Below are 21656 nucleotides of genomic sequence, written 5' to 3' on the forward strand. Positions count from 1 at the left end.
CTCCCATTCTCTTATAAAAAAATTAAATTATTTAACTATGACATTCTGCCCAAAGAGCTGTAAGCGATTTGCTTGGCAACGCTTCGCTCCTCCGGGAACTGCGTTCCCTGCGCTGTCCGTTTTGCCTAACCAAGCAAGCTTGGGGCAAAAAGGCAGAATTTATGCTGGAAATCCCCAAATCTATGATTTGGATGGATTTCGTCGTAAATGAATGTCCATCTGCGGGTAGGGAATTCCAATCCCTGCCTCGTCAAAAGCCAATTTCACGTTTTCTTCTAGGTAGTATTTTACATCAAAAAAGCTTTCGGTGGAACACCAAACTTTTAAATCTAATGCAATCGCATTGTCACCGTGGGAGGCGACACCGGCTATGGGTGCCGGCTCTGCGAGAATATCTGAATTACAGGATACCACGTTTAACAGGATTTCCTTTGCTTTCAGTATATCGGACTCATAGCTGATATTGAACACACAGTCAACCCTTCTCGTCTCTTCTCTCGAATAGTTGGTCAAAACCGACATCGTGATCGTCCCGTTGGGAATGGTCACGACCTTGTTGTCAAAGGTATGCAACTGGGTGGTCAGAAGGTCAATGCTGTCTACCAAGCCTGTCGTTCCCGCTACTTCAATGGTATCTCCGCGGCTAAAGGGTTTATTGATTAATATGATGATACCCCCGGCAATATTTCCCAAACTATCTTTTAGCGCCAACGCGATGGCCGCGCCACCGGCACCGAGGATTGTGACAAGGGGCGTCGTTTTAATTCCCAGGTTTGAAACTGTAGCGATAGCTAGCACAATCCAGAGTATCGCTTTGGTTCCTTTGATAATGAACAGGTGCAGCGCCTCGTCCAGCCTGGATTTCTCCAAAGCCTTTTTCTCTATGCGGAGAACGATTCTGATGGCAATCCAGCCGACAAGCAATGTCAGCACTGCACTTCCGATGTTAGACAGTAAGGTTATGGTACTCCTTTCAATCCCAGCATCCTTCAATAATTTCACGATATCCGCTGACATAATTCCTCCTTTTACGAAATTATACGACTAAATCCCGCCAATCGAGCTTCGCACAAATGCTCGCTCTCTTGGGGATTTAAAGCATAAGGAGTTCCCTGCAATTTCTTGCAGAAATTGGGCAACTCCATTACCTCCCGGCTCTTCTGCGTTCAATTTCTTTCAGCAGTTTTTTTCTCAGCCTGATGTCATCTGGCGTAATCTCTACCAGTTCGTCGTCGTCGATAAATTCCAAGGCTTCTTCCAAGGTGAACCTTCTCGGCGGTGAAAGCTTTACGGATTCATCGCTTCCTGCCGCTCTCATGTTGCTCACCTTCTTCGCCTTGCAAGGGTTGACTTCCATGTCCTCGTTTCTGGAGTTCATGCCGATGATCATCCCTTCGTAGACCTTTGTTCCCGGATCCACAAAGAGCTGGACGCGCTCTCCGATGTTGAACAGAGCGTAAGGGGTGCAGACCCCTTCTTCTATAGCGATGGCTGAGCCGTTGGTCCTGCCGCCAATTTCACCTTTGTATGGTTCAAAGTCGAGGAATCTTCTCTCCATGGTTCCCTCACCTCTGGTATCGTTGATGAACTCAGACCGATAGCCCAGAAGTCCTCTGGTCGGAACGTGATATTCCAATTTTGAGTATCCGTTTTCTCCGTTCATCTGTATCATGATGCCCTTGCGCAGATTCAGCTTGGAAATGACGGTGCCCGCATACTCGTCTGGTACACTGATGACCACCTCTTCCACAGGCTCCAGCTTCTTGCCGTTGGCATCCCTTCTGAAGATGACCTCCGGCTTGGATACAGCCAGCTCATAGCCCTCTCTTCTCATGTTCTCGATCAAGATAGAAAGGTGGAGTTCTCCTCTGCCCGATACCTTGAAGCAGTCCGTGGAATCGGTCTCTTCGACCATGAGCCCCACATTGACCTCCAGCTCCTTTTCCAGTCTTTCCTTGATATGCCTGGAAGTCACGAACTTCCCTACCTTGCCGGCAAAAGGCGATTTGTTGACCATGAAGTTCATGGAAAGGGTCGGTTCTTCGATGTGAATCAGCTCCATAGGCTGCGGATCAGATGGGTCGCAGATGGTCTCTCCGATGGAAATATCCGAGATACCAGAAATGACCACGATATCGCCGCATTCCGCTTCCTCCACAGCAGTTCTCTTGAGTCCTCTGTAGAGGAACACCTGCCCGATCTTTCGCTGTACGATTTTGCCGTCGTCCTTGGCTACTGCCACGGTCTGGCCTTCTCTGATGGTTCCCTGGGTGATTCTGCCAATACCCAGCCTGCCGATATAATCATCGTAGCCGAGAGTAGAAACCTGCAGCTGCAGCGCCTTTTCGCGAGAATCGGGATATGGCTGGCAGTGTTCTATAATTGTCTCAAAAAGAGGCGTGATATCGAGACCTGCGTAACCGGCAGGTGTGTGTTTGATCTTTGTGCCGCCTTCTTCTACAGAAAGGCCTTGGGCGTCCTGAGGATTTCTCACTGCGATGCCCTGTCTGGCAATGCCGTACAGAATCGGAAAGTCCAGCTGTTCATCGTTGGCATTTAAGTCCATGAAAAGTTCATAAACTTCGTCCACCACCTCGTCAATGCGGGCATCTTTCTTGTCAATCTTGTTGATAAACAGGATTGGGTTCAGTCCCTGCTCCAGAGATTTACTCAACACAAATCTGGTCTGCGGCATCGGTCCCTCGCTGGAATCGACCAAAAGAATGACGGTGTCTACCGTCTTCATGATACGCTCTACTTCCGACGAAAAGTCAGCATGTCCCGGAGTGTCAACGATATTTATCTTTACATCGCCATGCATAATCGAACAGTTTTTCGAATAAATGGTGATGCCTCTTTCTCTTTCTATATCATCGCTGTCCATGACACAGTCTGCAACATCTTCGTTAGCACGAAAGACGCCGCTCTGGTTCAGGAAAGCGTCTACAAGGGTGGATTTCCCCGCGTCAACGTGGGCAATCACGGCTATATTAATTATTTTCTGTTTTTCTGTCATTCATTTACCTCTTTTTTGTTTTAAACTACAAAATATCTCTTAATGATACCACATTCTTACCAATTGTTCAACACTTTGTACAAATATATGCACGACCGTCACACGAAAAGCAAGCCAAAATGCACGTGCTATGTCGGCAGGCTTTTTCACTTCACCTGATCAAATAATTCCATATACTCTCACGGGGTATATGTGTACTATAAAACTGCAAAAATGCCTTATTAGGGCAAAATTTACGCTAATTCAGGCATATTGATCCACTTTTTTCAGACGTCACGGTTCATCACACTCACAATAACTCCTTCCGAAAGCCAAAAATCATCGTCAACTGATGGAAATTATATTGAACATTCGTATTATAGATTTACAAAATTGTGATTTTAATGCCGTTCACTGCCCTTTGATCACTTATACCCTCTCCCTCTTGATACAATCTGCCCGATTTGCCCTCTTTTTTACATTTTCAGGCAGAATCGCAGGACTAGCACACTTTCTTCACTTTCTGCATAGGATATAGATAGTTATTATGAATCATGATTGGAGGATTACTATGCCCAGTGTTTTTTTGAGTCCATCGACTCAGGAATATAATCAATTTGTAAACGGCGGCACCGAAGAATATTATGCAAATCTAATTACAGATGCCATGGTGCCATATCTACGCGCAAGCGGAATCAGCTTTTCGAGAAACAATCCAGGCGGAACAGTCACCGACTCCATCAACGCCTCTAATGCGGGAGACTATGACTTTCACCTGGCGATTCACTCCAATGCCGCTCCGCCCAATCTGGCAGGACAGATTAAAGGGCCTGACGTCTACTACTACAGAGATTCTACCCAAGGACAGCGAGATGCAGACATTGTTGCCAACAATTTGAAGATGATTTATCCAAATCCATCGCTGGTTACAACAGTGCCTACTACGACCCTGGCAGAACTGCGCCGCACATCAGCGCCAGCAGTCCTGGTGGAAGTAGCCTATCACGACAACATTGACGATGCAAACTGGATCAAGAATAACGTGGAAGCTATCGGCCGCAACCTGGCCCTGTCCGTAGCAGATGTTCTCGGCGTACCATTTGTTGAACCTTAAAAGTATTTATGCTAAAATGTTCCCATATATATTAATATAAATGGGAGATCACATTTTATGAACCAGTTAGAAGAGCGCCTCGCCGACCTGTGCAGCGGCGGGGAATTAATCAGAATGATATTCTCAGGTAAGAGAAAAAAATCTGTCGAGTACAACAAAGTATCCATTCGGCCCGTAGAGATTTCCGGCCAAGTGCTGTTACAGGCTGAGTATACCTATGATAAGAAAGTAACCCATGAAAACCTCTCCTGTCGAGAAGCAGCTGCCCTAGCCTTGCAGCTGGTGACAGAAGACTTTAAACAGGTCAATGCCTTTACCCTTTCAGAAGATGTTCAGATTCTTGCCTCTAAACCCGAAAAGGCCAGAATTACAACAAAGCCCGCCACAAAGGGCATGCCTAGTCTTGCTCATAACAAGACAAGAAATTACATCATTGCAGACGGCGTCCCCTGCGATTTTCTCATTCGCCTGGGCGTCATGGATCAAGAGGGCAAAGTGCTGCAGAAACATTACAGCAAGTTCCGCCAGATCAACCGCTACCTGGAAATCGTCGAAGACGTCTTCCCTTATCTGCCAGGGAATAGAACCTTAAAAATAATCGATTTCGGCTGCGGAAAGGCCTACCTCACCTTTGCCCTTTATTATTACCTGAAGATCGTAAAAAACAGAGACGTCAAAATCATCGGCCTGGATTTAAAGAAAGACGTCATCCGTTTCTGCAACAAAATCGCATCAGATCTTCATTACGACGGTCTGGAGTTCCTCATGGGCGATATTGCCGACTATACCAGTGATCATGCGGACATGGTCGTCACCCTCCATGCCTGTGATACAGCTACGGATTATGCTCTCATCAATGCGGTCTCCTGGAATACCAAGGTCATACTTTCCGTCCCTTGCTGTCAACACGAGTTGTTCAGCCAGATTGAAAACGATATCCATCAGCCGATGCTGAAATACGGCATTTTAAAGGATCGTCTCACAGAATATCTGACCGATGGCCTGCGCGGTCTCAAACTAGAAGCCGCCGGATACGAAGTCGCCATGATTGAGTTCACCAGTCTGGAACACACAGCCAGAAACATCATGATCAAAGCAATCAAAACCGGTTCCTCTGACAATCCGCGCGCTATCCGCGCGCAAGACGAGTACGAAGCCTTGCGGGACTTTTACCATGTACATCCAACTATCGAAAAATTATAACCAAAGCCGGGTCAGGTTTGAACTGATCCGGCTTTTTTGTGTATAGAAATCTGAGATGTTCATAAGCTGAACGCTTCGCTGAGAGATACCACCGCCGCTGCCTTTTGTACGCTGTCGATGGCAACAGAGATGGAAATCTCCGAAGTCGTGATATTGTAATGGTGGATATTCTGCTGTGCCAGAACACTGAAGACTCTGCCGGCAACACCCACATGGCTGGCCATGCCTACGCCTACCAGTGATACCAGACTGAGATCGTCCTGTTTAAAAATTTCCAGTTCCCGCATGCGCTGATTCACCTCAAAAGCCATGTCGATTTCGCTGACTTTGTCTTTGCTGCAGCTGAAGGATACAGCACAGCAATGGTCGGAACAGGTCTGCTGAGAAATCATATCGATGTTGACTGCAAGATCACTGAGCAGTTCAAAGAGCTCGGCAATTCTGTCGCCGTCTGTCGGCAGTCCCTTCAAGGTGTAAACGACAATGTCATCAGAAACGGTAAGTCCTGTTACAGCCGCTTCCTGTACAATTAAACTTCTATCCATTATATACGTTCCTCCGCTCTTCTCTGCTTTCATTGCCGGCCCCACATAAACCTTGATGCCGAATGCCTTGGCCAGCTCTATCGCCCGGCTTTCCAGATCACTTGTGCCCAGCATGATCAACTCCATGGCCTCTTCATAGCTGATTTTTTCTATGACACGGCCTTCCTCTGCCGGCTCTCTGGTGTAAATTCCCTTCGTATTTCCATAGAGCTGGCAATCACATCCCAGACCAGCAGCGATGGCAACAGCAGTGGCCGCCGCACCGTACCTGCCCTGGACGTTTTCACTGCCGTAGGTCCCGATTCCCTGAAATCCCGCCACTACAGGAATGACTCCCTTCCGCAGGGCTTTCTCCACCTTGTCTATCTGCAGCTCGTGTTTGCCGGCAAAGACCTCCACCTCGCTGAGGGAAGTACCTCGGATGTCCTCGATGACTTCCGTCTGCAGACCCTCTTTTTCCAGAGCCGCGGCCATCAACGCCGCCGTCTGCTGTTCTGCTGCGGAGAACATGGCATCCAGCTTGTCGCTGCCAATCTCAACATCCAGCTTTGCAGCCCTGGCACTCATGGCCTCTGCAATCTCCTGCATGGCCGCTGTCACCAGTACCAGAGAATCAAAGTTCTCTCTGTTTTGGGCCAGATGGCTGGCGATGGCGGACACATCCTCCATGTTTTTCAGATAACAGCCGCCATATTTTTGTACGATATTCATTCTTTTCTCCCTTCTGCGCCCTTACAGAAAAGTGGCGATACCACTCCTTAACAAAAAAGATCTGTACAAATTCATGCACAGATCTAAAAAATACAATATGATATACTGTAAGTTCAGATAGCGCAACTACTTTCGTAGACAGTTCCATGGCTGTTGACCATGGACCCACCACAAAGGTCTGCCCTCCTTTGTGATTCGGCGGAGATTGCCTCCGATGCGGTCATTGCCTGCCGGCTCGCACATCTTCTTCTGCTCCGCGCCTCTATCATAATACAGCTTATTTTAATACTAAAACTACAGAAAATCAAGTTCTTTTTTGTGTACTTCAAACAAATTTTATAAAGCAAAGAGGGTGCCGGGATTCATAATTCCCTTTGGATCGAAAACGTCCTTAATCCCCTTCATCAGTGCCAGTTCTGCTGGGTCTTTCTGCTGCGCCAGTTCCTGCACTCTGATTTTGCCGATGCCGTGTTCGCCAGTAACCGTACCGTCAAAGCGGTAGCACAAATCGTACATCTTGTGTTTCAGCTCGTCAGCGTACGGCGGAATGCTGCCGTCAGGCAGGAACAGAATGTCATTGTGAACGTTGCCGTCCGCGATATGAGCGATGATGTTGGTGCCAGTACCATATTCAGCTACCAGTTCCTTCAGACCCAGAATGAACTGGGATACATGAGAGACGGGAACTGCCATGTCAAAGGAATCGCAGATTTCGTCTTTAATCAGTTCATAATGCTGGCTTCTGACCAGAAGCAATTCTTCCTCTTCCTTTTTCTTGCCCGCATAGAGGCACGGATAAGCGCCGTTCTTCTCGCAGATATCGTTGATTGCCGTAACTGCATCATACAGCTGCTGTTCGGTTCTTTCTGAGAGAATGATCAGAAGATCTGCATTTCCCTTTTCTGCCTGCCACTTGAGACCCAGCATCTTTGCCGTATCCACAAAGAGTCTCTTGTCCATATACTCCACCGCCAGGGGCGTATATCCGCTGCGCAGAATATCTGTGACAGCATGGCATGCATCTTCAATTTTTTCAAAAGGCGCTACGATGGTAGCCGACGCCTTCTCTTTTGGAAAGATTTTTAAAATGATCTTCGTGACCACAGCCAAAGTGCCCTCGCTGCCGAGAAGCAGCTGGGTCAGATTGTAGCCGGCATTATTCTTAACCAGCTTTCCGCCTAGTTCCAGAACTTCTCCGCTGGGCAGAACTGCCGTAAGACCCAGGATGTGTTTTCTCATGACGCCGTGTCTTACGGCCCTGGCTCCTCCAGCATTGGTCACTGCCATGCCGCCCATCTGCGCACCCTCGTCTCCAGGGTGTACAGGAAAACTGAGTCCTTCGTATTTCTCAAGTTCTTCTAGTAAATCCATCAACGTGACGCCTGCTTCCAGTACAGCCACCATATTTTCCTGATCGATTTCAACGATGTGATTGAGTCGCTCCGTAGAAATGATGATACTATTCACTAGCGGCGTACAGCCTCCGGCAAGGCCAGTCGCCCCGCCCCTGACCACTACTGGCACGACACCAGCATCTGCCGCTTTGAGAATGTCAGAAACTTCTTCTGTACTCGCTGGTTTCACGACGACAGAACCTCTGGCGGCTTCCGGACGATAGGTCTTCTCCACCTCGTCATACAGATAAGCTTCAGTCCGCTCTTTCCCGGTAATGACATAGTCGCTGCCAACAACCTTCTGCAGCTGTAAAATCAGTTCTTCAGTAATCCTGTTATCTTTCATCGGCTTGCCCATCCTTTCTAAAGTGTTCTGTCAGCGCTGGCAGGACCTCGTACAAATCCCCCACAAAACCGTAATCGGCGATATTGAAAATTGGCGCGGACGGATCATTATTGACAGCAATAATCACGTCAGCTTCTTTCATGCCGGCCAGATGCTGGGGTGCGCCAGATATACCGCAGGCGATATAAACTTTAGGTTTCACCCTGTTTCCGCTATATCCCACCTGAATGCTGCTAGGTGCCATTCCTGCGTCAACCAGGGCGCGGGATACGCCCACCTGTCCGCCAAGAAGGTCAGCAAGCTCCTGCAGCAAAGCCAGGTCCTCTTCTTTCCTGACTCCGCGGCCTGCCGCCACGACGACTTCTGCATCGGTGATATCCATATCCCCGATGGACACGGCCTGCTCGATTTTCACAGATCGATTTTCTTCTATGTATGGAGCGATCTCTTTGATTTCAATCCGCGCCTTGTCACTGACTGGAGCTTCCTGAAATTCTTTGTATCTGACTGTCGCCATCTGCGGTCTGGTGACGGTTTTGATGTGGGCCAGGATGTTGTCACTGAACGCCGGCCTGATTTGCTCCAGATTGCCATCTTCATCTACCTGCAGATCTGTGCAGTCCGCCGTCAGACCAGTTCCCAGAGCCGCTGCAACTCTCGGCGCCAGGGACCGGCCAAGATGGGTTGCCCCGACCAAAACGGTATCCGGTTTTTTTTCTTCAATAAAGGAAATGATGTTCTCGGCGAACAAAACCTCTTCAGGATGTTGAAATGCCTCGGATTTCATCACGTACACCTGGTCTGCTCCCCGCAGGCAGAGTTCTCTGCAGGCAGACGACTCAAAGGTGTCCGGCGCAAGCAAAAGGCAGGATAGGCTTTCTCCGCATGCGTCTGCAATCGTTCGGCCTTTGTTCAGCAATTCATATGCGACTCTATGTACTTTGCCATGCTCTGTTTCGGCCAAAATCAAAACGCCGCTGTAGTTCTTCTCTTCCATGATCAGATGACCCCCTTTTCTGTAAATACGGTTTCCAGTTTCTCCATGAAGTTCTCCATGTCTTCTCTGAAGATCTCACTCTCCCGCTGCTGCACCTTCGGGACTTCAATCTTTGCCACTTTGGTCGGAGAACCCGCAAAACCGGTATCGTCCTTGGAAAGTCCCTGGATGTCGGCCATGGTCACCGTCCGGCACGATGCGTTCAGAGATTCCAGCTTTCTGTTTACTGTCGGAAGCTTCAGCTTTCCAATATTCTTCGTCACGCCTACAAGCGCAGGCAGCTTCATGGATCTGATCTGTCTGTTGCCGCAGAGATTTTCAATTTCCACTTTGATCTGTCCATCCCCGGCATCTTCGATGGCGTCCACATAGTATGCGTGAGGAATGCCTAGGAGCTGTGCAGTCTCAGCGCCAACCTGAGCAGTATCCCCGTCCACTGACTTTTCTCCGCATAGGATCAAGTCGTACGCTTCCCCCTGAATTGCTGCTGCCAGAGTCCTGGACGTGGCGATGGTATCTGAACCGCCAAAAGCTCTGTCGGTCAGCAAAATGCCTTCGTCAGCACCTCTGGCATAAGCCTCCTGCAGAGATTTGACAGCTCTGGCCGGCCCCATCGTCATGGCACATACCGTGCCGCCATATCGTTCCTTCAGGTCAAGGGCTGCCTGCAGCGCACTTTCGTCGAAAGGATTGATCTCCGCAGGGGCGGAGGACCGATCCACCACACCTCTTTCGCTGTCAAACTTTACCTTTTCCATATCGGGAACTTCTTTTATCAATACGAGTATTCTCATTTTCTCCTCCAAATCAGTTCTCTTTTTATCTTCTTTACCTTCATATTCATTGATTTTACAATATTCTTACCCTAGTGGTCTTACCACTTAGATTATACTACGGATCTATCCGACTTGCAAGAGATTATGACAGATTTAATTGATTTTTCTCACTATTTCAGTTACAATGTTCACAGAAGTATTGACAAGTCAGAGGAGGACATAATGGAAAAACAAGATGACAAAAATCTTTCAAATGTTGTAATTCGAAAGGTACAGGAAATGATTTTGAATGGCGAACTGCAGGAGGGCGATAAACTGCCGCCAGAAAGGGAGATGACCATACGTCTGGGCATCGGGCGGCCTGCTCTTCGCGAAGGACTAAAGTCTCTGGAAATGCTGGGTCTGGTCGAGAGACGCCACGGCCTTGGAAATTACATTATCAATAACGTACAGGCCAGTTACTTTGAGCCTCTCTCTCTGTCTTTTATGCTGAACCACGGAACACCCAATGAAATCTTCGAAATGCGCAGCTGTCTGGAAACCTATACGGCGGGCAAAGCTGCAGAGATTGCAACGCCTTCTGATATCCGCAACCTGCGATCCATTGCTGAACAGATGGTTTCTGCCAAGACGCCTTCCGAAAAGGCGGCCTTTGACCGAGATCTCCATTTTGAAATCGTGCGAATCACTGGTAACATGCTGATGTACAACATCATGGAAAACGTCTCCTATCTGATCGACCGATTTTTCGAAAAAAGCGTCCAGCTTTCTTATTTCAAAGGTGATTCTATCGATAATATCTACAAAGAACACGAGGAAATTATAGATGCCCTGCAGCGACATGATGCTGCCGCTGCTACAGCCGCCATGGAAAAACATCTGGGCAACATCAAGGTTACATACCTTTAGAAAAAAAGAATACCGGCTGGGGAAATCCTCAGCCGGTCGTTTTTTCTATTCTATTATGATACTTCCATCAGAACGTCACAAGCAGATTTGTGAGCAGTGTAACCAGTGGAATTGCAATGATGGTTCTTTCGATGAAAACCAGGAACAGGTGTCCCACATTTACCGGTACTCTGGACTTGAGTACGATCAGACCGACTTCTGTCATGTAGATGATCTGCAGCAAAGAGACCGATCCCATGATAAATCTGGTTCTTTCAATGGCATAATCCGCAAGCATCAGTGGCGGAATATACATATCTGAAAATCCTACCAGCGCAGTCGGAGCCACTTCTTTCGCACCTTCAATGCCTACCAGATCCATATACCAGCCAAAAGGAATGGATACGAAATCAAAGATCGGCGTGTATTCAACGAGAATCAGCACGATGGTTCCCCATGCCATAACGACCGGGATCAAATCCAGGAACATGCTGGAATAAACGTGGAGGCCGGATTTAGCAACGCCTTTCAGGGTAGCGCCTTCCGCTCTATGACCTGCCAGGTTCAGCGCCCATTTCAGCTTGGATACGCCTGCCGGCATCTCCTCGTTGATCTGTTTGCCGGCAATCTCATCGTATGTATCCGGAATACGGGACAGAGGCGGGATTCTGGATACGATCATCGCCATGACCACGCCGCAGATCAAGTTGATCAGATAAAACACCGTAAACTTTTCATCCACGCCGATGAGCTTGGCAATGACGAAGCAGAACGGGATGGATACGAAAGAAAAGTTCATAGAGATAGTCGCTGCCTCTCTTGCGCTGTAATACCCTGTTTCGTACTGACGGGTAGTCAGGATTGCTGCCGCATTGGATGCGCCCAGCCACGAAGTCATCAGGTCGATAGCAGAACGTCCCGGCACAGTGAAAAGTGGTTTTACCACTTTCCTAATCAACACGCCAACAAATTCCATGATGCCGAAATCCGTCAGCAGCGGCATCAGGAAGGCGATGCACATGACTACTGAAATCAACGTCGTCGATACGCCCAGCATAGATCCGCCGGTAGCGCCAGACCTGATCATCTCCGGGCCGACATTGAAGTAAGCCATATAGACGACGACCAATCCGATCAATCTGCTGACAAAATAAAGGGGCGTCGGTGAGAAGAGTTTTTTCATGCTCTCATTGTTCTGAATAATAGCTGGTTTGAAGATCATATTGATGATCGTCACAATTGTTGAAAACGTAATGAATACTACCACCAATAGGCTGGCCAGATTGATGGTTTCAAGTTCGAGCAATGAGGCAACCCAGTCGATGACCATACCGATTGGAATGGTAAAGGTGGTGCCGTTTGGAATTGGAACCAGGAACAAGAACGCGCCGATGACTGACGCCAATACGAACTTCCAAATATTTTTCTTTTTTACTGGCTCAAGTTCTACTGCCGTCGCTTCTTCAGCAAGTGCGTTGTTTTTCATTTCTTCCATAAGTTTCTCCTTTCTGATGGAGTCACCTCAATTTGCGACGCAAATTGACAGGAACTCCTTATGCTTTAAATTCCCAAGAGAGCAAGCCTCTGTGCAGCTCGATTGGCAGAATTTAGTCGTACATCTTATTAAAAATTCCCATCTTTGCGATTCTGTCAAAAGCCTCTTTCAGTTTGTCCGTTCCTACAGTGCAGGCGATGCGCATATATCCTTCCCCACAATCGCCGAAAGCATTTCCAGGCAGCATCAGTACATGAGCCTCTTCCAAAATCTTTTCAGTCACTTCGGTGGAAGTCAACCTGGTATCTTTGATGTTGATAAACAGGTAAAAACTTCCCTTTGGTGGATAGAGGACATGCATATTAGGAATCTGATTGATTCGCTCCGCCGCATAAAACATTCTGCTGCGGTATTCCTCTACCATGGCAGGCTGGATTTCTTTCCGATGACGCAGTGCGTAAATGGCTGCCCGCTGGGATATAGATGGAGCGGTAAATACCACGTTCTCGTTGATCTGCTGGATAGTACGGATAATGTAATCTGGCGCGATAATGTTGCCAACTCTCCATCCTGTCATCGTAAAATTCTTAGAGAAAGAATTTAAGATAATGGTTCTCTCTCTCATTCCCGGCATCGTCGCAAATGGTACAAACGGATGTTCATAGCTGAAAGCAGTATAGATGTCATCACTGATGACCACGAGATCGTATTTCTCAGCGATGACTGCAATCTTCTCCATAGTTTCCACCGTGAGACAGTTACCGGTAGGATTGCTTGGAGAATTGATGACCAACGCCTTCGTGCGCTCCGTAATCAAATCCTCTAACCGCTCTATATTGATCTGAAAATCCTCTTCCTCCAGAGTCGCAAGCTCAATAGGAATTCCACGCGCCAGCTCTACTTGCTGAGGATACGGCGTAAAATACGGAGCCTGCAAAATGACTTCGTCTCCATCGTCAAGGATGGCTTCCAAAGCCAGGTACATTCCTAAGCAGGCAGAGGCCGAAACGAATACCTCCTCGTCCTTTACGTCCATATCATATTCCTCTTTATAGTATTTGCAGATTTCTTCTCGCAGCTGTGGATCACCGCGAAAATCCGTATACTTGGTATGACCAATTCGAGCGTCCTCATAAGACTTATCTATGATCAAGCGATCCGTGATAAGATCAGGATCACCCAGACTCAAATTGATGCAGTCATCGAAGGATCTAGCCATCTCATCGGATTTTCCCATTGCAGTGCTTTGATCTTTCCAGTATCTTTTAGCGATAAATTTATGCTTCACTTCCTTCCGCCTCCTTTAATATATTCTAGGTGGTAAGACCTCTTATCAACTATTAAAGCACATCTGACCGAAAATTGCAAGAAGAAAACGCAAGATTTGTAATTTTCTAATAACAGTTCTGTGTGGCAAGGGGGGGCGACTCTTCGCAAGGTACGTTCTTTGATATTCCGTCAATATCGACTTCATCGATATCTCCTGCATATAAAAAACTGACATCACGAGTGGATGCCAGCAGCTTTCAGAATCATCGGTGTAAAATTGCATTCAATCACTGCCGCTACAATCAGCAGGGGAATCACCACCAGGACAAAGGTCTTGGCCAGATGATTGAGCATGGTGAGAATTTTTTCCTCTTTTGCTTTCCCTAGGAGTTTCATCGTCAAGGTTCTGCAGAGATAGATGCCCATAGCCATAGATAAAAAGAAACCTGGCAGTTCAAAGATGCCGTGGGGCAGCAGTCCAAAGACAATCGTCGGCAGCGGAAACATGGTGCCAGCCGCCGCTCCATAACCCAGCAGCGCGCCGATGATCATACTGTTTGACAAGACTGACAGCGCAGGCAGGAAGAGAAATGGAACACATCCCATGGCAATGCACATGGCGCAGGCGAAGATATTGTTCATTACTATGCCGAGATAAGATAAAGTCCCGTCTTCATTCATAACAGACTGCGCTTTTGGAAGGTACATGGAGATGACCTCTTCTGCACTCTCTGCATTCTGATAAAAGTAAAGGCCAAAGACTGCCGTCAGCACGATTAAGCACAGTGCCACAATCCAGGTCAGTTTAATAATCTTTCGTTTCAAGTTCTGTTTTCCCCTTTCTATTTTGTGCCAGTTCGCCGTAAAGAGCGCCGCCCAGTATCAGAGCCGCTCCTGCAAAATCCTTCACCGCCATCCGCTCTCCCAGGAACAGAGCAGAAAAAACCAGCGCCGAACAGGGATCGATATAGCTGCAGAGCGCTACTGTCTGCCCTGGGAGCTGCTGAATGGATGAGAAGTACAAGTACAAAGCAAAACCGGTATGTACGATGCCGATCACAAGTAATGCCGCAATCCCCGAAAGAGGAGGCATCGCCCATCCCGACTGGTTGCTGATCACCGCATAGGGTAAAATGACGATGCCTGCTGCGATCAGCTGCATCAAAGTGATCTCCATCCCCGATATGCCGCTGGCTTTTTTGTTCAGCAGCGTAACAGAAGCGTAGAGCACAGCCGCTAAAAGGCCGAAAAGGAATCCCCGCTTGGGATCGCTGCCACCGTCCAGTTCTCCGGTAATACACAAGAGGCCTGCCATAGCTGCCAGAATTCCAATGGCTTTTGTCTTAGTGATTCTCTCCTTCAGAAAAAAAGGAGAGACGGCCATGACCACGATAGGTGCACAATAATATGCGATGGTGGACAAACTGACTGTAGTAAACTTGTACGCTTCAAAGAGGGCAATCCAGTTAAAGCCCATGGCTGCACCTGACAGGGTCAAGACAGGGATATTTTTCTTCAACTGTGCAAAGGAGGACTTTTCCCCGCTGACAGCGTAGACGATGCCCAGGACAATACCACCCAGGAGAACTCGTCCCAAAACGATCTGCGCGCTTTCCATGGGGATCATCTTTGCAAAGAGACCGACGCTGCCCCAGATCAGCATGGCGGTTATCAGTTTAATATATGCTTTTGATCGTTGATTCATGAATAAGTTGCTCCTCTATTCTTTTGCTGTACTAAGTGCGGTCCAGGTGAAGGTTATGCATATGACCGAATTTTTGACTATTTTTCTAAAATCTCTGTCAGAACAACAGGATTTGCATAACTATCGCTCAAATTTCTATATCCGATGGCCTATTTTCTATTGCGTCCTTACCAGGCACCGCCTCCGCCTCCGCCGAAGCCGCCACCGGAGAATCCACCGCCGCCAAAGCCTCCTCCGATGCTGCCGCCGCCAGTGTCCACACTGGTGACGTTCATAATGCCGCTGGAGAAATTACGGCTGCAATTGGTAATCATATGACTGTACCACAAGGTGCTGAATACCATGCTGCTGTTTCCGCCATGATACCAGGAAGGGGGATTGGTCGGGATGTTCTCAAAGTTCTTCGCCCACTTGTCCGACAGTCCCATGACATAAGCGTATGGCATGATGTCATAGAAATACTCTGGATTTTCTTCCACCAGCATTTTCAATTTTTCCAACTCCGCAGCCTCGATAAAGTCTTTGAAACCGAGTATTTTTCCCTGCAGCTGAGCACTCTGTTTGGTACGGGATTTCATCAAAAGTACAAAGGCATAAGTTACAATGGTAGATGCGATGATTAGCAGTGCCAGAATCTCGCTCTTGAGCTGATAAGCGGTCAATCCGGCTGCAATTAAGATACCCAGCGCGATCAAGACGGTACCGATGACAAAGAGTGCCGTTCGTTTTCCTTTTTTCATGGAATCACGCCGGTCGAACGTAATCATAACCATAAGCAGTCCCGCCATGAGCAGAATCAGCAGTGGTATCAGGCCAATCAGCGTCAAAAACTCAAGGGATAAAAGTGCACTGAGCAATATGGATACTACCGGCGGTACAAACATCAAAACGGCACCTGCCCCGCGACAGATTCTGGAATTCTTCGTAAACAGACTCTTTTCACCTGTATACCAGCCCTTTAGCTGATCCCTTGTCGCCCAGTATAAATCGCCAAAATCTTCCGGCAGTTCATCCAGCTTGATCTTGTCGCCACTTTCAAAAATCGCATGAAAAAAGGTCTTTGCAAAACGCTTCTCACTTGGATCGATGTCCTTCAATTTTTTCACCATGAACTTGCTGGTCTTCATCGCTTCATATTCTGAAATAGAAAGGTATCCCTTTGATGCGTAATAAGTAATCATGGATACGATGTCCTTATTGTCGATAGCACCGTCGATGACGTAACCGATTTCTGCCGGTGTCATTCCTTCCGGCGGATAGAATTCTACCGTTTTGATCACCTGCGGATCCCGTCCAAACAGAAGCCAGAGCAGACACATCAGCAGCGGAATTCCAATCAAAATACCATACAAGAGGTACATGAGCCAGTCGTAATTGGCGGGATCAACCCAGTAGCCTTCCGGCAGATCGGCGCTCAACGTGATTCCTTCACCGCGGATAAGATTCTGACCTTCAATGCGGATGGCATTTTTATTTTTATCTATGCTATACTCTACTCCCATATAACGATCTTTCACGATATTCTGATAGCCATACGATCCAGCATAGACTTTTAGTTTGTCCCAGTTCATGGTCTTTGGCATCTTAACCGTAATATTGACGGCATCTATGGATGTCTCCCAGTTGGTGGGCAGCACGTCAAGGGAAAGATAGTCCAGATTCGGTGATTCATCTTGGTAACACACTAAATCGTAACTGATCTCATAAGTTTTGCTGCCGGTGACAGTTTTGTCAGCACTGCCGATTTTTATGACTTTCTGGGCTACGTTGTTCTCAGTCTCTGTAGACACGTCAAAATCATTCTTCGGCACCTGAATATTTTTGATCTTATAAAACTTAGGCTGGTAGGGAATGTTCCTATACAGCCCGTGCTTTGCCGAGTGAAAATCCACACGGATAGTTTCTGTAACATGGATTACGTGATTTTCACCGACGTCAACCTTGACGTTGAAGACGTTGGTCTCGTAGTCCTGCCAGGCAAAGACCGCAGATGCCGACATGGCCAGCATCATGGTCAAAAGGGTGCCTAAAATCACGAGTCTCTTGATACCTTTTCTCATCTTAAAATTCCACCTTCACGTTCTGTCTCTCGGCTTCGGTTTCTACTTCAAACATCGGTTTCTGATCAAAGTGGAACAGCCCGGCAAGGATATTGGTAGGGAACATCTCGCACTTGTTGTTGAAAAGTTTTACCACCGCATTATAGTATTTTCTCGCATTAGCGATGTCTTCTTCCACCTGTCTGAGTTGTCCCTGTAAGTCCATGAAATTTTGATTTGCTTTCAGGTCAGGATAGTTTTCAGCCACGGCAAACAGTGATCTGAGCGTACCAGTCAGCATGTTTTCTCCCTGAATTTTGTCCTCCATCGTTGCCGCTCCCTCTGCCATGTTACGGGCAGAAATCACCTGATTCAAAGTCTCTGCCTCATGTTTGGCATAGCCTTTGACCGTCTCCACCAAGTTTGGAATCAGATCATATCTTTTCTTCAAGTAAACGTCCATGGTGGAGAAACTCTCCTCCACGTTGTTTTTCGCTTTGATAAAGCCGTTGTAACTGGCAATCACCCAGATTACCAAAATTGCGACGACAGCCGCAATAATAATTCCTACAATCATTTTCTTAACCTCCAAATGTGATGATTATCATTATACACTATTGTACCCAAAGACTCAAGAAAGCTGCAAAGTCTTGTGAAAACACGAAGTCGCTTTTTAAATAGTTCCTTCCGCAGTCCGCAACTGCTCCGCTTCTCAAACAATGTCCGCCACTTTTTTTCTGGGTCCATCGATTGCGGACTTTTTAAGCCGCAAAAACAATCGACCACACGGCCCGGCACGATATTCTGCTCTACATCACTAAATCAACAAACTCAGAAATCCACTGAATCCCAACAGGGTAAAGAACGCAATAGATGCTGCCGTCATCTGCAAATGGCGTTTCTCAATCAGCTGTCGATTTATCTCTTCTGGATAGAGGGCTATGGTCATAGAACCGAGAACTGAAAACGGGCAGAACAGGGCGCAGTTCGCCCCGGCGATGACACCGGACAGCAGCGAGGCAGCGGACACGCCAGCAAGACTTTCCGCAATATGACCACCTACAGGAATCAACGTAGGCATGACCACGCCGGAGGAGCTGGTCACCGTGGCCAGCAGACCGCTGATCAAAGTCATAATGCCCGTGGCGGATTTTGGCGTAATCCATTTGAGCAGGATATCAGAAATCAGCGCAATACCACCACACTGATCTACTACGGTAATCAGCATGTACATCCCCGCTACCAGCAGAAGGGTGTTCCAGTTCACTGTGGAAACCGCCTTTTTGTCCTCCATGACTCCCAAAAGGATTAACAGGGCTGCGCCGGAAAAAGCCGTCACGGAAACATCCAAGCCAAAAAAAATGATGCCGCTGATGACGAGCAAGATTACGACCAAGGTTTCTTTTTGGTGCAAGTTCATCTGCGGAATACTTTGCCGCAGGTTTTTCGTAGTAACAGTCTTGACCTTGGCGCCGCCGAATAAGAAGTACACCACCAGCACCTCTGCAAACATGGCCACAGCATAAGGCAGAAACAACTCCATGTAATCGTAAACTCCCACCTCTGCTGCCAGTTCCTTGGCAATGATACCAGAAGTAGCTACAGGTGATAGTCCGCCTGAGGCTGCGCCAATTTCCACGATGATTCCCATCATGAAACAGCTAAGTCCCGTCTCTTTGCAGACGCCCATTGCAATCATCATAATCATCGGCGTCACACCTGGTCCTGCCCCGCTGGCAGAAAGCAAGAAAGAGAGAAAATAAACGATAAAAGGCATCAGAGAGGCCCTGCCTTTAGCCAAAGTCAGCATCCTTTTGGCCACGATTTCCATAGTTCCATTGGTTCCTGCAATGCCGAAAAGCAGCAAAACCGAAAGCATCATAAAAAAAGTGCTCACCGGCCACCCCCGACCATAAAGATCAGCCAGGTCCATGTCGGGAATAAAAAAGAGAATTAGGATAAAGGATGCCAAGATAGCTGCCAGGCCGCAGTTGACCTTGCGCAGAATGCCGATGACAACGGTTATCATAAACACGATCAATGATAGAACTGCTAAATTCATGATTTCCCTCCGTTAAAATGTGGTATGATGATAGAAAGATTTTGTGAATAGGAGATGTGAGATATGATTTACTTTACCCCTTACGAAACAGCGCCCTCCCGCTTTCATATCTATGAGCCTGGCGATGTCCACTGCACCTTAATTGTAGGCCGAGAGCGTGCTTTGCTTTTTGATACAGGCTACGGATTTTGTGACATCAAAGAGGCTGTGACTGCTTTGACTGATCTGCCTCTGACCATCGTCAACAGTCACGGCCACCTGGACCACGCAGGCGGCAACTTCCGATTTGCACAGGAGATTTATATTCATCCCTATGAGCGCCAGGTTTATGACCTCTATCAGGCAGAAAAGGAAAGCCTCATGGATCGGATGTGGTCGCTCTACCAGCAGGGGAAAAAGTCTCGCCCGTGGCCGGAAGAATTCAGCCGTCAGGATTATTACCCGTACAAACCGTGCAGCTTTGTGGATTTAACCGATGGGCAGACCTTTGATTTGGGCGGGCGAATCGTGGAAGCCATTTTCTTTCCAGGCCATACCAGGGGCTGCGTGGCTCTCTACGATCATCAAAGCGGCCTGCTTCTCGCAGGCGATAACCTGGGTCACAGTATCTGGATCATGTTCGAGCAGAGCGCATCTCTTGCGGAATACCGCAGCTGCCTTTGCCGCCTCAAAGACGATTTTGAAATCAAAGGGATTCTCGGCTCCCATTACAGCGGCATCTACCCCGCTTCATTAATCGATACGGTAATTCAGTGTGTCGATCAGCGCGATGATGGCAGGAGTACGCTCTTTATTCATCCGCGGAAAGGCTACAAAGCGTTACGTCGCAAAGTGCCTTTGACAGATGTTCCCGGTGTTTCAAGTCTCTATCTCGTATATCCATTCGATTAATTAAAACGTTTTAATTAATTATATTACATCCATTTATAATAGTCAATTATTTTATTAAAACGTTTTAATTATTTCTTGACATCTGCTTCTTTTGATGTAAAATAGACTTAGAAAGAAAGAGAGGATATGACTCATGGCAACGATCAAAGACGTAGCCGCACTGGCCGGCGTATCTACCGCTACCGTTTCCCTGGTTCTGAACGGCAGAGGGCAGGAAATGAAGGTGGCAGAGGCAACACAGCAGCGAGTTCTTACCGCAGCCAAGACACTGGGTTACAAACCAAATACTTCTGCAAGAAAACTACAAGCCTCAAAAGCAGAGAAACCGACCATCGCATTCTACTGGCCTATGGACCTGCGGATCAACTATTTGACTTCCATTTTGACCGGCCTGCGTGCAGAAATCGAAAAGCTGCACTTTGACTGCGAACTTCTCATCTGTACCTATCACAACGATCATCTGGATGAAGAGCAGGATCTGATGGACAGTTATCGCTACAGCGCTGCCATCATCGGTGCACCCTCTGAAGCCGATATGAACTACCTGCAGACACTGAAAACCCGCCTGCCCATCATCCTCTTCAATAGATATTTAGAAAAGTACCATACCGTCTGCTCACAAGACGAAAGTCCTTTGCGCAATGCCGTCAATCTTTTAACTGCCAAAGGGCATATGCGCGCCTGCCTGTTCCATCCCGATTCGCTCTACACAGTATCGGGAAAACGGCTTTCTATGCTCCTTCACTTCGCAGAAGAGGCGGGGCTTTCTATAGAAAGGAATTCCATATTTTCCGTAGAAGACAGCTGCGATGGCGGGGTAATCGCCGCCCGGAGATATCTCAGCCTGGATCATCCCCCAAGAGCGATTTTGTCTATGTCAGACACCATCGCCATCGGCGCATCTTCTATTTTTAGCCGCAAGGGACTTGTGATGCCGACAGATGTGGAACTGATCGCCTTTGGTATCGGCGATCCCAGCCTGTCTCACTTTGCCAATCCTTCTCTCTCTGTGATTGAGATGCCTTCTCACGAAATGGCAGAAAACTGTATCGACATCGCCAGACAAATCATCCAAACACCAGATTTCCCCCTTTGTCATAGGCAAATTCCGTCGAAGCTGATCCTCAGGGAAAGCTGTCCAGAATAACACTCGCATAAAATAGTCGAGGAATGGCAAAAGACCGCACATCATGCGATCTTTTCCATTAGGCATTTATTTGATAATA

General features: G+C 47.6%; 19 protein-coding genes and 1 riboswitch. Of the genes, 6 read left to right on the forward strand and 13 right to left on the reverse strand.

Annotated features, from left to right (window positions below; genetic code table 11):
* A partial coding sequence (locus ACMQ5W_RS08470) for a hypothetical protein (protein ID WP_419024795.1) occupies positions 1-211 on the forward strand: 211 nt, incomplete at its 5' end.
* On the opposite strand, the gene ACMQ5W_RS08475 is transcribed toward ACMQ5W_RS08470, so the two are convergent.
* Both ACMQ5W_RS08475 and typA read right to left on the reverse strand, forming a co-directional pair.
* Positions 181-1017 (reverse strand): mechanosensitive ion channel family protein, encoded by an 837-nt coding sequence (locus ACMQ5W_RS08475; protein WP_419024796.1) that lies wholly within the window; start codon positions 1015-1017, stop codon positions 181-183. The two genes, ACMQ5W_RS08470 and ACMQ5W_RS08475, sit on opposite strands and share 31 nt — an antisense overlap.
* 127 nt (positions 1018-1144) lie before the next feature.
* Positions 1145-3016, reverse strand: a complete 1872-nt coding sequence (gene typA, locus ACMQ5W_RS08480) for a translational GTPase TypA (protein ID WP_419024797.1) — start codon at positions 3014-3016, stop codon at positions 1145-1147.
* Positions 3017-3566: 550 nt separating this feature from the next.
* On the opposite strand from typA, the gene ACMQ5W_RS08485 reads away from it, so the two are divergent.
* Both ACMQ5W_RS08485 and ACMQ5W_RS08490 read left to right on the forward strand, forming a co-directional pair.
* Positions 3567-4109 (forward strand): N-acetylmuramoyl-L-alanine amidase family protein, encoded by a 543-nt coding sequence (locus ACMQ5W_RS08485; protein WP_067539945.1) that lies wholly within the window; start codon positions 3567-3569, stop codon positions 4107-4109.
* Positions 4110-4166: 57 nt separating this feature from the next.
* Positions 4167-5312 carry a class I SAM-dependent methyltransferase gene (locus ACMQ5W_RS08490; RefSeq protein WP_419024798.1) on the forward strand — a complete coding sequence of 382 codons (1146 nt, stop codon included), beginning with the start codon at positions 4167-4169 and terminating at the stop codon, positions 5310-5312.
* A gap of 59 nt (positions 5313-5371) precedes the next feature.
* Here ACMQ5W_RS08490 and ACMQ5W_RS08495 read toward each other — a convergent pair whose 3' ends face one another.
* The 4 genes from ACMQ5W_RS08495 to ACMQ5W_RS08510 all read right to left on the reverse strand — a co-directional run bounded on the left by ACMQ5W_RS08495 (position 5372) and on the right by ACMQ5W_RS08510 (position 10099).
* Entirely contained in the window at positions 5372-6568 is a 1197-nt protein-coding gene (locus ACMQ5W_RS08495; RefSeq protein ID WP_419024799.1) for an ACT domain-containing protein, read from the reverse strand.
* A gap of 110 nt (positions 6569-6678) precedes the next feature.
* A riboswitch (Lysine riboswitch) is annotated at positions 6679-6841 on the reverse strand.
* Positions 6842-6904: 63 nt separating this feature from the next.
* Positions 6905-8308 carry an FAD-binding oxidoreductase gene (locus ACMQ5W_RS08500; protein WP_419024800.1) on the reverse strand — a complete coding sequence of 468 codons (1404 nt, stop codon included), beginning with the start codon at positions 8306-8308 and terminating at the stop codon, positions 6905-6907.
* Positions 8298-9305, reverse strand: a complete 1008-nt coding sequence (locus ACMQ5W_RS08505) for an electron transfer flavoprotein subunit alpha/FixB family protein (RefSeq protein ID WP_419024801.1) — start codon at positions 9303-9305, stop codon at positions 8298-8300. Before ACMQ5W_RS08505 ends, ACMQ5W_RS08500 begins: the two co-directional genes overlap by 11 nt.
* 2 nt (positions 9306-9307) lie before the next feature.
* Positions 9308-10099: an electron transfer flavoprotein subunit beta/FixA family protein gene (locus tag ACMQ5W_RS08510; RefSeq protein ID WP_419024802.1), complete on the reverse strand. Its 792-nt coding sequence runs from the start codon at positions 10097-10099 to the stop codon at positions 9308-9310.
* A 204-nt stretch (positions 10100-10303) separates the two neighbouring features.
* Between ACMQ5W_RS08510 and ACMQ5W_RS08515 the strand changes: the two genes are divergently transcribed.
* The gene (locus ACMQ5W_RS08515) at positions 10304-10990 is read left to right on the forward strand and encodes a FadR/GntR family transcriptional regulator (RefSeq protein WP_419024803.1); all 687 of its coding nucleotides are present in this window, start codon (positions 10304-10306) and stop codon (positions 10988-10990) included.
* Between the two features lie 67 nt (positions 10991-11057).
* On the opposite strand, the gene ACMQ5W_RS08520 is transcribed toward ACMQ5W_RS08515, so the two are convergent.
* The 7 genes from ACMQ5W_RS08520 to ACMQ5W_RS08550 all read right to left on the reverse strand — a co-directional run bounded on the left by ACMQ5W_RS08520 (position 11058) and on the right by ACMQ5W_RS08550 (position 19539).
* Complete coding sequence (locus tag ACMQ5W_RS08520) at positions 11058-12464, reverse strand: YjiH family protein (protein WP_419024804.1); 1407 nt, start codon at positions 12462-12464, stop codon at positions 11058-11060.
* Between the two features lie 112 nt (positions 12465-12576).
* Complete coding sequence (locus ACMQ5W_RS08525; RefSeq protein ID WP_419024805.1) at positions 12577-13752, reverse strand: pyridoxal phosphate-dependent aminotransferase; 1176 nt, start codon at positions 13750-13752, stop codon at positions 12577-12579.
* A gap of 215 nt (positions 13753-13967) precedes the next feature.
* Positions 13968-14558: a stage II sporulation protein M gene (locus ACMQ5W_RS08530; RefSeq protein WP_419024806.1), complete on the reverse strand. Its 591-nt coding sequence runs from the start codon at positions 14556-14558 to the stop codon at positions 13968-13970.
* On the reverse strand, positions 14539-15438 hold the full coding sequence (locus ACMQ5W_RS08535) for a DMT family transporter (RefSeq protein WP_419024807.1): 900 nt from the start codon (positions 15436-15438) through the stop codon (positions 14539-14541). The genes ACMQ5W_RS08530 and ACMQ5W_RS08535 overlap by 20 nt, the downstream gene beginning before the upstream one ends.
* Positions 15439-15605: 167 nt before the next feature.
* Positions 15606-17498 (reverse strand): DUF2207 domain-containing protein, encoded by a 1893-nt coding sequence (locus ACMQ5W_RS08540; RefSeq protein WP_419024808.1) that lies wholly within the window; start codon positions 17496-17498, stop codon positions 15606-15608.
* Position 17499: 1 nt separating this feature from the next.
* Positions 17500-18054, reverse strand: a complete 555-nt coding sequence (locus ACMQ5W_RS08545) for a LemA family protein (RefSeq protein WP_419024809.1) — start codon at positions 18052-18054, stop codon at positions 17500-17502.
* A gap of 240 nt (positions 18055-18294) precedes the next feature.
* The gene (locus ACMQ5W_RS08550; protein WP_419024810.1) at positions 18295-19539 is read right to left on the reverse strand and encodes an SLC13 family permease; all 1245 of its coding nucleotides are present in this window, start codon (positions 19537-19539) and stop codon (positions 18295-18297) included.
* A gap of 63 nt (positions 19540-19602) precedes the next feature.
* Between ACMQ5W_RS08550 and ACMQ5W_RS08555 the strand changes: the two genes are divergently transcribed.
* Positions 19603-20430, forward strand: coding sequence for an MBL fold metallo-hydrolase (locus ACMQ5W_RS08555; protein WP_419024811.1), 828 nt, complete (start codon positions 19603-19605; stop codon positions 20428-20430).
* Between the two features lie 133 nt (positions 20431-20563).
* Positions 20564-21577, forward strand: coding sequence for a LacI family DNA-binding transcriptional regulator (locus ACMQ5W_RS08560; protein WP_148492667.1), 1014 nt, complete (start codon positions 20564-20566; stop codon positions 21575-21577).
* Positions 21578-21656: the final 79 nt, after the last annotated feature.

The sequence above is a fragment of the Emergencia sp. genome (genome assembly GCF_048465375.1).
In the GTDB taxonomy this organism is placed as follows: domain Bacteria; phylum Bacillota; class Clostridia; order Peptostreptococcales; family Anaerovoracaceae; genus Senimuribacter.

Excerpts from the sequence above, each read along its gene's own strand:
- ACMQ5W_RS08545 (WP_419024809.1), bottom strand. The coding sequence starts at position 18,054 with ATGATTGTAGGAATTATTATTGCGGCTGTCGTCGCAATTTTGGTAATC.
- ACMQ5W_RS08505 (WP_419024801.1), bottom strand. The coding sequence starts at position 9,305 with ATGGAAGAGAAGAACTACAGCGGCGTTTTGATTTTGGCCGAAACAGAG.
- ACMQ5W_RS08520 (WP_419024804.1), bottom strand. The coding sequence starts at position 12,464 with ATGGAAGAAATGAAAAACAACGCACTTGCTGAAGAAGCGACGGCAGTA.
- ACMQ5W_RS08495 (WP_419024799.1), bottom strand. The coding sequence starts at position 6,568 with ATGAATATCGTACAAAAATATGGCGGCTGTTATCTGAAAAACATGGAG.
- ACMQ5W_RS08560 (WP_148492667.1), top strand. The coding sequence starts at position 20,564 with ATGGCAACGATCAAAGACGTAGCCGCACTGGCCGGCGTATCTACCGCT.
- ACMQ5W_RS08500 (WP_419024800.1), bottom strand. The coding sequence starts at position 8,308 with ATGAAAGATAACAGGATTACTGAAGAACTGATTTTACAGCTGCAGAAG.
- ACMQ5W_RS08510 (WP_419024802.1), bottom strand. The coding sequence starts at position 10,099 with ATGAGAATACTCGTATTGATAAAAGAAGTTCCCGATATGGAAAAGGTA.
- ACMQ5W_RS08550 (WP_419024810.1), bottom strand. The coding sequence starts at position 19,539 with ATGAATTTAGCAGTTCTATCATTGATCGTGTTTATGATAACCGTTGTC.
- typA (WP_419024797.1), bottom strand. The coding sequence starts at position 3,016 with ATGACAGAAAAACAGAAAATAATTAATATAGCCGTGATTGCCCACGTT.
- ACMQ5W_RS08475 (WP_419024796.1), bottom strand. The coding sequence starts at position 1,017 with ATGTCAGCGGATATCGTGAAATTATTGAAGGATGCTGGGATTGAAAGG.
- ACMQ5W_RS08540 (WP_419024808.1), bottom strand. The coding sequence starts at position 17,498 with ATGAGAAAAGGTATCAAGAGACTCGTGATTTTAGGCACCCTTTTGACC.
- ACMQ5W_RS08515 (WP_419024803.1), top strand. The coding sequence starts at position 10,304 with ATGGAAAAACAAGATGACAAAAATCTTTCAAATGTTGTAATTCGAAAG.
- ACMQ5W_RS08535 (WP_419024807.1), bottom strand. The coding sequence starts at position 15,438 with ATGAATCAACGATCAAAAGCATATATTAAACTGATAACCGCCATGCTG.
- ACMQ5W_RS08555 (WP_419024811.1), top strand. The coding sequence starts at position 19,603 with ATGATTTACTTTACCCCTTACGAAACAGCGCCCTCCCGCTTTCATATC.
- ACMQ5W_RS08485 (WP_067539945.1), top strand. The coding sequence starts at position 3,567 with ATGCCCAGTGTTTTTTTGAGTCCATCGACTCAGGAATATAATCAATTT.
- ACMQ5W_RS08490 (WP_419024798.1), top strand. The coding sequence starts at position 4,167 with ATGAACCAGTTAGAAGAGCGCCTCGCCGACCTGTGCAGCGGCGGGGAA.